Below are 12434 nucleotides of genomic sequence, written 5' to 3'. Positions count from 1 at the left end.
CAGCCACAGGTTAAGAGCGGGAAAACGCTGTTACTTAAGCGCAGTGATCCGGCCCGAATCGTCCAGTAGGTAAAGGATGCCATTGGCCACAATCGGGGCCAGCGTGATCGGCGCTTTCACCTCGGTATAGAACTTGGACACGCCGTCCATCGCGCTCACCACATGGACCTCGCCCCGGCTGTTCGCCACCCACAGGCGATCACCCGCCAGCACCGGGCCAGTCCAGAAGATCGGGCCTTCCTTCTTCTTGGGCTTGGTCCAGCGATTAAGTTGCGCCACCCAGCGCACCTTGCCGCTGGCCTTGGAAATGCAGAGCAGCTTGGCCTCGTCGGTCAGGGTGAAAATCCAATCCCCCGCAATCGCCGGGGTGGAAATGCCCGCCAGATTGAGCTCCCACAGACGCTGGCCGGTGACGAGTTCATAGGCGGCCATACGCCCGCCCTGACCCAGCGCATATACGCGGCCGCGATCGATGATCGGGTCGGCGTCAATATCGGTCAGCACGCCCACCATGGTCGAGAGCGAGGTGCGCGCCAGCGCGTCATTCCACAGCGTGCGCCCATTTTCATAGCGATAGGCGATCAACTCACCCGTCGAGAACCCGGCCACCACCGAGCCCTGACCCGCCGCAGGCGCGGCCACGCCGAACACGCCCGTGGCGCCCAGCGAAGCCGATTCCTGCCACAGGCCGGTGCCGTCCTCGATCTTGAGCGCGTGGATTTCGTTGTTCTGGGTCATCACATAGACGGCGCCAAAGGCCACCGTGGGCGAACCGCGCAGCGGGCCGCCCGGACGCACCTTCCACGCGATAGCGCCGGTCTTGGCGTCCAGCGCGGCAACATCGCCAACCCCGGTCGTCACATAGACGCGACCCGAATCATACGAAGCCCCGCCGCCGAACACCGCTTCGCCAGCACCGCCCGTGACGGCCAGCGATTGGGTCCATTGCGGCGCGCCTGTGGTCGCATCAAACGCGTGGAGCACGCCATCGGTGTCGAACACAAACATCGAGCCGCCGCCCACAACCGGCGCCGCGCCCAGACGCCGCCGCACGTTCGAACCGGCGACATGCACTTCCCAGATCGGCTTGGGATTTTCGCCCAGCGCCAGATTGCCGTAGCTCTTGGCGGCCGAACCGCCCGGCTGCGCCCATTCGGCATTGGGTTGGGCCAGCGGCAGGACAACGGCCATCGTGGCGATGTCCATATCCGCCTGGGCCGAGGATTCAACGCGGCTCAGGATCGGTTCGCGCTTGCCGGTGGTGGGTGTGGTCGGCTTGGGCTTGCGGCCAAGCTTGGCCCCGCCGGCGCAGGCCGAGAGCGCCGCGATCAGCGCCACCGACAGCAGCGCGCGACCAGGCTGACGACAAAAGGAAGCAAAAGACTTCATGAGGCAGGTCCTTAAGGTCCGTCAGGAATGGATCAGGGCTGGGTGGTGGCGGGCGCGGCGGGCGTTGCCGCGCCGGGCTTGCCCACCATCAGGGGGATTTGTGGCGTGGCGGCTTTCGCCTTGGCCGGGGCAGACTTGGCCGCAGGGGCGGGAGCCGCCGTCGGGGCCTCTGGCGCAGCCGCAACGGGCGGAGCCTGAACCGGCGCGCTGCCGGGCTGGGGCGCGTTCAGCTCAATCGGGCGGGCAACGTCGTCCATGGCGTCAAAGCCCAACTGGCTGGCAACCTGACGGACGCGGGCGCGCAGGGATTCGGGCTGATCCTTGTCCTTGGCAATCGCCCCGAACAGCGGCGAGGCCAGTTCCTTCTTGCCCTGCTTCAGATAGGCCAGCCCCAGCAGTTCACCTGCCGCACCGAACCACGGCGCGCCGGGGGCCGCCAAAGGCTTGAGCTTGGCGATCACCTCATCGGGCTTCATCTGGTCATAATTGAGCGAGACCTGGCGCAGCGTGGCAAAATCGCGATAGGGCTGGGGCGCATTGGCGTCGGCGGCCACCGCGGCATAGCGCGTGGCGGCGTCCTGCGCCTTGCCCTGCCCGGCCAGCAGACCGGCCTCGACCAGCCGCGCGACCACCGCAGAGCCCGTGTTGCCGCCTGCCGCCAATCCATCAAGCGTCTTGTTGGCCAGATCGGTGCGGCTTGCCTCGATCTGGTCCAGCGCGATGGTCAGTTGCTCGGCGCGAGTGGCGGCCTGCTGGTCCTGATAATGGCCCCACCACAGATAGCCGCCCAGCGCGGCCAGACCGAGCACCAGCCCCGCCCCCACCGGCTTGGCATAGCGGCGCACGGCCGTCATCATCTGATCCTCGCGCAGCGCGTCATCCACCTCGCGCAGGAAAGCGTCGCCCTGCTGGGCCTGTTGTGCCGCCAATTGCTGGGCGCGGGTCTGAGGAGGAGTTGGACGCAGGGCCAAGGGACTTCACTTCCTGATCATCGATGCGGGCGAAAAAGTCACACCGCGAGTAAAAAACGAAATTGCCGTTTAGCGGATGGGCCGGGCTTTTCAACGGCTATGAGACGGCAGGTTGACGATGGTCCGGCAACATTTCGGCAATCATGGAAAACTATTGCGCCCCATGGCCCCGGCGTAAAGCGCTCGGTAGCGCTCAACCATGCCGCCTTCATCATATTCGTCCACGGCCAGCGTCCGATTCGCCGCCCCCACCATGCGCCGCAATTCCGCATCCCCGGCCAGATGTGCCAGTTGCGCGGCAAACGCGGCCTCATCGCCCGCATGCGCGATAAAGGGCCGGTTTTCCGCCGCCAGCATCGGCGCGACATCGCCCACATCCGGGCTGACCACAGCCAATCCCGCCGCCATGGCCTCAACCACGCTGATCGGAAATTGCTCGCTGTCGGATGACAGGGCGAACAGGTCGAACAGGCCCACCACCTTGGCCGGATCGCCGACATGGCCGGGCAGATGGACCCGGTGCGCAATATCCAGCCGCAGCGCCTCTTCGCGGATCGCCTCGCGCTCCGGCCCATCGCCCGCGATCACCAATTGCCACGGTTCAGGCAGGCCCGCAAAGGCGCGCACCAGACGCGGCAGGTTCTTCACCGGCCGCAGCCCCGCCAGCGTGCCCAACCACAATTCACCCTCACGCTTGATCACGCGGGGCAAGGCATCGGGACGCGGCTTGGCCTTATAGGCGGCCGTCCGGATGCCGTTGGGGATGCGGTGGACCTTGCCTGCGGGCTGCTGCCACACGCCGCGCGCAATGCCCTCCAACCGCTGCGAACAGACCACCAGCGCGCTGGCCCGGCCCAGCGCGATCCGTCGATACCAGTTGCGGCTGGATTTCAGGCTGACCGCCTCATCCTGATTGAACCCGTCCTCATGGTGGACCAAGGGCGGCAGGCGCAGGATCTGGGCAAACAGCGTATGGGCCAGCACCGCATCCATCGCACCGAAATTATAAGTCAGCACAAGGTCATAGTCGGCCATCGCACTGGCCAGCGCGATCAGGCGCTTGGGGGTCGGCTTACCCTGCAGCGAGGGGAAATCGGCGCCCGCCTGCCACCGGATTCCGGGCATGATGCGGCGCGCGGCCTCCATCGCGTCGGGCATGGCCGAAACGATCGTATGGGCCACCCCCGCCCCAAACGCGTTGATCAGTTGAACACAGCGCAATTCCTTGCCGCCGGGGTTAAAGCTGGAATGGAGATGCAGGACACGCAAGGGATTGGCGCTCATACGTTTTGGGCCACCCGTTCCAGCAAGCGATCAATTGCCGAGGCCGCTTCGGGTTCATCCAGCGTGGGCGCATGGCCTACGCGGCGCACGCTGACCGCGACGGCATCGGGAATGCGCCGCGCCATTTCGCCCAGCGTTTCGGTGGAGAGCAGGTCCGACAATTCCCCGCGCAACAGCAGCAGGGGACGCCCGGCCAGCGCCATATAGCCGGGCCACAGATCGACCCCCGCCTCGCCGCCGGGGCGCTCGAAAGGCTCGGCGATCTTCATGTCATAATCATAAACGATGCGACCGTTCTGCCCGACGGTCATCACCCGCTTGGCCATGGCCAGCCATTGATGGACGTCATAATCGGGGAAAGAGCCGCTCTGCTCCTCCTCCAGCGCACGGGCGGCATGCATCCATGTGGGAAAGCTGCGCCCCTGTCCCACATAATCGCGGATACGGGCAAGGCCGGATGGCTCAATCACCGGGCCGATATCATTGAGAACAGCCCCCGCAATCCGCTTGGCATCGATCATCGCCAGCAGCATCGCCATCAGCCCGCCCAGCGATGTGCCGACCACCACAAAGCGCTGGATCTTGAGCTCGTCGAACAGCGCGTTGATGTCCTGCACATATTGCAGCGGATTATAGGTGGCCGAATTCTTGGCATAGTGCGAATCGCCGCGCCCGCGCATGTCCGGGCATAAAACCCGCCATTGCCCCGCAATGCGCCCCGCCAGCCCTTCGAAATCGCGCGCATTGCGCGTCAGGCCCGGCAGACAGACCACCACCGGACGATCATCAGGCCCGGCATAGTCACGATAGTGCAGACGCAGCCCATCGGGGCTTTGCCAAAATTGATCGGTAAACGTGTTCATGGCCTTGCGGGCGCTTCCTTATCGCAATTTTGCGCAGGCATGGCTTGCGCCCCGCCGCTTGTGCGCCCACTTATTGCCCCATGCGCCATGAACCGCAAGCGAATGCCTACGCCCCCGATCCGCAAATCCTTCATCTGGCCCCTTGGCTGGGCGATCCGGTTGCGCCTGCTGACTTCCCCGAGGCGCGTCTGCGCTGGCGTAATGATCGCTGGGCGCGGGGCATAGGGCTCGATGGGCTGGACGATGCGGGGTGGATTGCCCATTTCGGAAGGTTCACGCCGTTGCCGGACAATCTGCCTCAACCGCTGGCGCTGCGTTATCATGGCCACCAGTTTGGCGTGTATAATCCCGAACTTGGCGATGGGCGCGGTTTTCTGTTTGCCCAGATGCGCGACGGCGCCGGACGCCTGATCGACCTTGGCACCAAAGGTTCGGGGCAGACGCCGTGGAGCCGACAAGGCGATGGTCGCCTGACGCTGAAGGGCGCGGTGCGCGAGATTCTGGCGACCGAGATGCTGGAAGCCTTGGGCACGAACACCTCGAAAACTTTCAGCGTGGTCGAAACCGGCGAGGCGCTTTGGCGCGGCGATGAACCCTCGCCCACGCGCTCGGCTGTGCTGGTGCGCATGAGCCATGGCCATATCCGCATCGGCACGTTTCAGCGCCTGCTGGTGCTGGAGGAAGCCGGGCATATGGCCGAACTGGTCGATTATGCCCTGGCGCAATTCCCCGGCCCGCCGCCGCCCGCCGATGCGCCGGGCCGCGATCAACCTGCCATCATCCTGCTGCATCAGGTGGTCGAGCGGCTTGCCGATATGGCCGCCTCCTATGTCGCGTCGGGCTTTGTCCATGGCGTGCTCAACACCGACAACATGAACATTTCGGGCGAGAGTTTCGATTATGGCCCATGGCGCTGGTTGCCGCGATGGGACGCCGATTTTACCGCTGCCTATTTCGATCACGCGGGCCGCTATCGCTTTGGCAAACAGGCCGAGGCGATCAAGTGGAATTGCGGTCAACTGGCGGTGGCGCTGCGTTTGCTGGTGGCCGATACGGCGCCTCTGATTGCGGCGCTCGACCGGTTTGATGGGCTGTATCAGGCGGCTCTGGCGCGCAGGGTGTTGTGGCGGCTGGGGCTGGCGCCGCAAGGCCTTGGTGAAAACGCGGAGCACGACGCAGCGCTGCTGGCGGCGGCTGGCGCGCATATGCGCGAAGAGCAGATGTCGCCGGACGCTTTCTTTCACCTCTTTCGCGGCATGCCCGATGAGGCCGTTTCACTGTTGCGCGAAGGATCGCCGCTGCGTGCAGTTCTGGCCGACTATGCGCCGATCAAGGACGCCCGCGCCCATCCCGCATGGCAGGCCCCGCCCCCGGACAACCATATCGAAACCGTCGAAACATTATGGGCGGCCATTGATCGCGACGATGATTGGCAACCGCTTCATCGCCATGTCATGGCCATTCGCGCGCTGGGCGATGCCCTTGGCGAGCCCCCCATGCCCGCCGGACATGTTTCCGCGTCAAATGCTTAGTAGAAGGAAGCCGCAGCGCCCGGAAGGGGCCATTAAGGAATTGCCAACCTAGATTGCTTTAGACTTGGCAACCAAGGCGGCATGCGTGCCCCCTGCCCCCTTTCGGAAAACTGCCTTGTCAGCCATCGCTCTTGCCGCCCTGCCCGATCAAGCACCCGATCCCGTGATCTCACGCGATCCGGCCAGCGGCGCAGTGCTGATGCAGAACTGGCCGACGGATCTGGACGCCCAGATCGCCGCCGCGCGCGCCGCTTATGCCGGATGGGCCTGCCAGCCGCTCTCCGCACGGGTCGATGCGGTGCGACGCCTGACCGGGGCGCTGCGTCAGCGTTCGCAGGAATTTGCCGAAACCATTGCGCGCGATACCGGCCGCCCGATGTGGGATTGCTTTGCCGAGGTTGAGGCGGCTCTGGCCCGCGTCGATGGTTGCGTGCGGGCCTATGCCGACCGCTGCGCCCACAGGCGGCACGAGGGCGGCGCGAATGGCGCGGTGGCCGTGCGGCATAAGCCGATGGGCGTGCTGGCGGTCATCACCACGTTCTGTCAGCCCCTGTTGACGCCGCTCTCGCATATCGCTCCGGCCATATTGGCTGGCAATGCGGTGCTGTTCAAACCCTCCAGCCGCGCCGTGCCAACCGCGCTTTTGATCGAGGATTGCTTCAAGCGCGCAGGATTGGCTGCCGACCTTGTCCAGATTGCCGTTGCGCAGGGCGAGGCGGCGATGGACCTGGCGTTGCATGACGGCGTGGATGGCGTATTTTTTTCGGGCTCCACTCAGGTCGGGCAAAATCTGGCGCGGCGCATTGCCGGGCGGCCGGGCAAGCTGCTCTCGCTGGAAATGGGCGGCAACAATGCCATCGTCGTGTGGGATACGCCCCAGATCGAGGATGCGGCCATGCTGGTCGTGCAATCGGCCTTCACCGCCTCGGGCCAAAGGGCGACCTGCGCGCGCCGTCTGATCGTGCGCGAGGAAATGGCCGAGCCATTGCTGGCAGCGGTCAAGCGTCTGGCCGATAGGATCATCTGCGGCGCGCCCGATGATGAGACCACGCCCTTCATGGGCCCGCTGATCGACAACCGTGCCGCCGACGGACTGGTGCAGAGCTTCATCTGGCTGATGTCGCGCGGGGGGCGGCCCATCAAGCATATGGCCCGCCTTGATCCGCAACGGCCCTTTATCAGCCCGGCGATCATCGATGTGACCGACATGCGTGAGCGCCCCGATGTCGAATTGTTCGGTCCGCTGCTTCAGGTCATCCGCGTACCCGATTTCGATGCCGCCATCACTCAGGCCAATGCCACCCGCTATGGGTTGGTGTCGGCGCTGATCGGGGGAACTCAGGAAGAATATAACCGCTTCTGGGCCAATGTCCGCACGGGACTGACGCATTGGAACCGGGCGACCATTACCGAATTGCCCGGTGTGCCGTCGGGCGGGGTGGGTCTGTCTGGCAATTTCCGGCCCGGCGGCTATTATGAGGCGGATTCATGCGCCTATCCCGTGAGTTCTGCCGAGATGGATCATCCGCGTGCGATGATCGGGACCGGGTTTGCTGCCGAAATCTGACATTTGTATGATTTGATCGCCGATTTCGGGATGCGCTGAACCTTCACTTGCGCCATGGAGCGGGGCGAAAGGATTGAACATGATGCAGCCCGAAACCCGTAACGATGGCATGCCCTATGCGATTGCCGCCTATCTGATCTGGGGGCTGCTGCCGCTTTATCTGCGCCAGGTGCATGATGTGCCGCCGTTTGAATTCGTGGGCTGGCGCACGCTCTTCACCCTGCCCGCCTGCGCGCTGGCGATCATCGTGCTGCGTCAGGGGGCGGCATTACGGGCAGCCTTGAGCGAGCCGCGCAAGGTTTTGGCTTTGGCGGCTTCGGCTCTGCTGATCGGCGGGAATTGGACCACGTATGTCGTGATGATCCAGCAGGGGCACATTTTTGCCGCCAGCCTTGGCTATTACATCAATCCGCTGATGAACGTGGTGTTGGGCACGTTCCTTCTGAACGAGAGGCTGAACCGGGCCCAATGGGTGGCGGTGGCCCTGGCCGCGGTGGGCGTGGTGATCCTCGCTTCGGGCGCGGCGGAAACGCTGGGGTGGAGCCTTGCGCTGGCCGCGACATTCTCCGGCTATGGGTTGGTGCGCAAGAAGGCGCCGGTGCCCGCGCTTCCGGGTCTGGCCATCGAGGCAGGGCTATTGGCGCTGCCCGCCGTGGCGATGATCGCGCTTGGTCATGGACCTTTGGGCATTACGTTGGGCCAAGGGCGGCCGATGCATGATGGGCTCGTGGCCATGTCTGGGGTGGTGACGGCCGTGCCGCTGGTGCTGTTTGCGATGGCGGCGCAGCGGATGAACTATTCCATCCTCGGCTTTGTCCAGTTTCTGGCCCCCACGCTGGTATTCTTTGAGGGCCTTCTGCTGTTTCACGAACCGCTGCAATCGGCCCAATTAGGGGCCTTCATCCTGATCTGGGCCGCGTTGGCGGTGTTCAGTTGGGATATGTGGCGCCGGCGATAAGGCAGGACAAGAAAAAGGGGCGGCGGCCAGATCGGCCCCGCCCCTTTTTTGTCAAAGGTCAGCCTGAAATCAGGCCGCCTCTTCCTTGCCCTTCAGGACGCGGACAGGTTCCTTGCGGCCTTCGACCACATCCTTGTCCACCACCACTTCGGCAATGTCATTCTCGGTCGGCAGATCGAACATCGTGTCGAGCAGCAGGCCCTCGACGATTGAACGCAGGCCGCGCGCGCCGGTCTTGCGCTCGATGGCCTTCTTCGCGATGGCTTCAAGAGCATCGTCGGTAAAGGTCAGCTTGACGTTTTCCAGATCAAACAGCTTGGCATATTGCTTGATCAGCGCGTTCTTGGGCTCGCGCAGGATCTGAACCAACGCGGGAATGTCGAGATCATTCAGCGTGGCGATCACCGGCAGACGGCCAATGAATTCGGGGATCAGACCGAACTTCTGCAAATCTTCGGGCTCGGCCTTCTGCAGCAGTTCGCCCACCTTGCGCTTTTCGGGGTCAGCGACATGGGCGCCAAACCCGATCGAACGCTTTTGAAGGCGGTCGGCGATGATCTTTTCCAGACCCGCAAAGGCACCGCCACAAATGAACAGGATGTTCGTCGTGTCCACCTGCAGGAATTCCTGCTGGGGATGCTTGCGCCCGCCCTGCGGCGGAACGGAGGCGGTGGTGCCTTCCATCAGCTTGAGCAGAGCCTGCTGAACACCCTCGCCCGACACGTCACGCGTAATCGAAGGATTTTCGGCCTTGCGGCTGATCTTGTCGATTTCGTCAATATAGACGATGCCCTGCTGCGCCTTTTCGACATTATAGTCGCTGGCCTGCAGCAGCTTGAGGATGATGTTCTCCACGTCCTCGCCCACATAACCGGCTTCGGTCAGTGTGGTGGCGTCGGCCATGGTGAAGGGCACGTCAAACGTTTTGGCCAGCGTCTGGGCCAGCAGCGTCTTGCCCGAGCCGGTGGGGCCCACCAGCAGGATGTTCGACTTGGACAGTTCAACATCGCCGCCCTTGCCGCTGTGCTTCAGGCGCTTGTAATGGTTATGCACCGCCACCGACAGCACGCGCTTAGCGCGGTCCTGGCCGATCACATAATCGTTGAGCGTCTCGAAAATCTCGCGCGGGCTGACTACGCCGCCATCGCGCTTGCCTGCGATACCACCCTTGGTTTCCTCGCGGATGATATCGTTGCAAAGTTCGACGCACTCGTCGCAGATGAACACGGTCGGGCCCGCGATCAGCTTGCGCACCTCATGCTGGCTCTTGCCACAAAAGCTGCAGTACAGGGTGCTCTTGGCGTCGGATCCGCTCAGTTTCGTCATGCTTTTTCCCAAATGGCCCGCGTGGAGCCGGACAATAATGCCAACCTAGCCACGCGAGCGCCAAATTCAATACCCCCGATGGCCCCCATCCCAAGCTGAAACAGAATGACCATCGACGGTTTCATCATCAACCAGCCGCACCATCGGCATCGGGGCGGCGCTCAAACACCTTGTCGATCAAACCAAACTTAAGCGCTTCATCGGCCTCAAGGAAGGTGTCACGATCCATGGCGGCCTCGATTTCCTCAAGGCTCTTGCCGGTGAACTTCACGTAAAGATTGTTCATCCGGGCGCGGATGCGCAGGATTTCGCGGGCCTGAATCTCGATGTCGCTGGCCATGCCCTGCGCGCCGCCGCTGGGCTGGTGGATCATGATGCGCGCGTTGGGCAGAGCGATTCGCTGGCCCGGCTCGCCCGCGGCCAGTAGGAAGCTGCCCATCGAGCAGGCCTGACCGATGCAAACGGTCGAAACCTTGGGCTTGATATACTGCATCGTGTCATAGATCGACAGGCCCGCCGTTACCACGCCGCCGGGCGAGTTAATGTACATGCTGATGTCCTTGGTCGGATTTTCCGATTCGAGGAACAGCAACTGGGCCACGATCACGCTGGCCATATGATCCTCGATCTGGCCGGTGACAAAAATGATGCGTTCGCGCAGCAGGCGCGAATAGATGTCAAAGCTGCGCTCGCCCCGGCTGGACTGTTCCACCACCACGGGGATCAACGCGCCCGTCACGGGATCAACACTGAATTTGCCCTGAGCGTCATTGCGTCCGAACAGATCGATCATGAAATTTCCTCTTTGTCTGCCACGCCTATGTCGCGTCTCGCGCCGCAATGTTCAAGTGGCTTAACCCCACCCTGAACGATCAGGGACTGCTTTTGGGTTAATCTTATCCCCCCGGCATGGCCTGTAATGGACAATTATGCCGGTCATTTTTGCCATTTGACCCAGATCAGGTTTGACCGGAAGTCCGGATATTATATGTATAACATACAAAATGCCGTCACGAACGGCGCGAACCGGAGAGGAAAAATATGGCCCATTTCCCCGATACCCGCAGCTTTACGGGCATTTTGCGCCCGGTCCGGCTGGAATGCGACATTCTGGACATGGAAATCGAGGGCGAAATCCCGGAATCGATGAACGGCACGTTTCACCGCGTGCATCCCGATTCGCAATTTCCCCCGAAATTTGCCGATGACCAGTTTTTCAACGGCGACGGCATGGTCAGCCTGTTCCGTTTTCGCGGCGGCAAGGTCGATTTCAAGCAGCGCTATGCCCATACCGACAAGTTCAAGCTGGAGCGCGCGGCGGGCCGGGCCCTGTTTGGCGCCTATCGCAACCCGCTGACCGATGACGACGAGGTCAAGGGCCAGATTCGCTCGACCACCAACACCAATGTCATGGTCCATGCGGGCAAACTCCTTGCCATGAAAGAAGATGGCCCGGCTCTCGTGATGGACCCGTTCAGCCTTGAAACCGAAGGCTTCACCTTTTTCGATGGCAAGCTGAAGAACCAGACTTTCTCCGCCCACGGCAAAATCGACCCGGTCACCGGCAATTTCTGCAACTTCGGCTATGCCGCCACCGGCCTCTTGACGCGGGACTGTTCGTTCTTCGAAATCGATCCGCAGGGCAATCTGCTCTACGAAACCTTCTTTGAAGCGCCCTATTACTGCATGATGCACGACTATGCGATCACCGAGCATTACGCCGTGTTCCATATCGTGCCCTCGACCGGCAACTGGGACCGGCTGAAAGCGGGCCTGCCGCATTTCGGATTTGACACCACGCTGCCGGTCTATCTCGGCATCCTGCCGCGCGGGCCCGGCGTTTCGGGCAAGGACATCCGCTGGTTCAAGGCGCCCAAAACGATCTTTGCCAGCCATGTGATGAACGCCTTTGAGGACGGCACGAAGATCCATTTCGACACGCCCGAAGCTGTCGGCAATTGCTTTCCCTTCTTCCCCGACATCCACGGCGCGCCGTTTGATCCGATGGCCGCCCGCCCGTTCCTGACGCGCTGGACGATCGATCTGGCTTCGACAACGGATGAATTTCTCAAAGTCGAACAGCTTTCGAACTGGATCGATGAATTCCCCCGTATCGACGAACGCTATGTCGGCCAGCCCTACCGCCACGGCTATATGCTGGTGATGGATCCGGAAATGCCGGTGGATTTCCCCGGCGCGCGTGCGTCCGGCTTCCGCATGAACCGCATCGGCCATATCGACCACGCCACCGGCGCACAGGACAGTTGGTGGGCCGGGCCGCATTGCATGATTCAGGAACCCTGCTTCGTCCCCCGCAGCCCCGATTCGCCCGAGGGCGATGGCTGGATCATCGCCGTGGTCGACAATCTGGTGACCAATTATTCCGATCTGGTGGTGCTGGACGCGCAAAGGCTGGAAGATGGGCCGGTGGGCCGCGCCATGCTGCCCTTCCGCCTGAAATCGGGCCTGCATGGCAATTGGTGCGATGATCGCAAATATGCCACGTTCGCTTGAGGCACAAACGAGAAAGGCCCGCCTCCCCGA

The 12434-nt window shown here is 62.7% G+C and carries 10 protein-coding genes; 4 read left to right on the top strand and 6 right to left on the bottom strand.

Annotated elements, in window-relative coordinates; genetic code table 11:
• Positions 1-30: 30 nt before the first annotated feature.
• From PQ467_RS06735 to PQ467_RS06720, 4 genes are all read right to left on the bottom strand, one after another.
• Entirely contained in the window at positions 31-1389 is a 1359-nt protein-coding gene (locus PQ467_RS06735; RefSeq protein ID WP_274175739.1) for a PQQ-like beta-propeller repeat protein, read from the bottom strand.
• A gap of 32 nt (positions 1390-1421) precedes the next feature.
• Complete coding sequence (locus tag PQ467_RS06730) at positions 1422-2360, bottom strand: tetratricopeptide repeat protein (RefSeq protein ID WP_274175738.1); 939 nt, start codon at positions 2358-2360, stop codon at positions 1422-1424.
• 141 nt (positions 2361-2501) lie between these two features.
• Entirely contained in the window at positions 2502-3644 is a 1143-nt protein-coding gene (locus PQ467_RS06725; protein WP_274175737.1) for a glycosyltransferase family 4 protein, read from the bottom strand.
• Complete coding sequence (locus tag PQ467_RS06720; RefSeq protein WP_274175736.1) at positions 3641-4507, bottom strand: alpha/beta fold hydrolase; 867 nt, start codon at positions 4505-4507, stop codon at positions 3641-3643. The genes PQ467_RS06725 and PQ467_RS06720 overlap by 4 nt, the downstream gene beginning before the upstream one ends.
• Positions 4508-4587: 80 nt before the next feature.
• Between PQ467_RS06720 and PQ467_RS06715 the strand changes: the two genes are divergently transcribed.
• The 3 genes from PQ467_RS06715 (at position 4588) to rarD (ending at position 8564) form a co-directional block, all read left to right on the top strand.
• A complete protein-coding gene (locus tag PQ467_RS06715) occupies positions 4588-6039 on the top strand; it encodes a protein adenylyltransferase SelO family protein (RefSeq protein WP_274175735.1) in 1452 nt (483 codons plus the stop codon).
• Positions 6040-6238: 199 nt separating this feature from the next.
• Complete coding sequence (locus PQ467_RS06710) at positions 6239-7606, top strand: aldehyde dehydrogenase family protein (protein WP_274176103.1); 1368 nt, start codon at positions 6239-6241, stop codon at positions 7604-7606.
• 79 nt (positions 7607-7685) lie between these two features.
• The gene (gene rarD, locus PQ467_RS06705; protein ID WP_274175734.1) at positions 7686-8564 is read left to right on the top strand and encodes an EamA family transporter RarD; all 879 of its coding nucleotides are present in this window, start codon (positions 7686-7688) and stop codon (positions 8562-8564) included.
• A 69-nt stretch (positions 8565-8633) separates the two neighbouring features.
• Here rarD and clpX read toward each other — a convergent pair whose 3' ends face one another.
• Both clpX and clpP read right to left on the bottom strand, forming a co-directional pair.
• Positions 8634-9890 (bottom strand): ATP-dependent Clp protease ATP-binding subunit ClpX, encoded by a 1257-nt coding sequence (gene clpX / locus PQ467_RS06700; RefSeq protein ID WP_168603795.1) that lies wholly within the window; start codon positions 9888-9890, stop codon positions 8634-8636.
• A 127-nt stretch (positions 9891-10017) separates the two neighbouring features.
• Complete coding sequence (clpP, locus tag PQ467_RS06695; RefSeq protein ID WP_273616975.1) at positions 10018-10683, bottom strand: ATP-dependent Clp endopeptidase proteolytic subunit ClpP; 666 nt, start codon at positions 10681-10683, stop codon at positions 10018-10020.
• A 248-nt stretch (positions 10684-10931) separates the two neighbouring features.
• On the opposite strand from clpP, the gene PQ467_RS06690 reads away from it, so the two are divergent.
• Positions 10932-12404: a carotenoid oxygenase family protein gene (locus PQ467_RS06690; RefSeq protein WP_274175733.1), complete on the top strand. Its 1473-nt coding sequence runs from the start codon at positions 10932-10934 to the stop codon at positions 12402-12404.
• The last annotated feature ends 30 nt before the right edge of the window (positions 12405-12434 follow it).

This window comes from Novosphingobium sp. KACC 22771 (assembly GCF_028736195.1).
Lineage (GTDB): Bacteria > Pseudomonadota > Alphaproteobacteria > Sphingomonadales > Sphingomonadaceae > Novosphingobium.
This window is presented reverse-complemented; position numbering and strand designations above follow the sequence as displayed.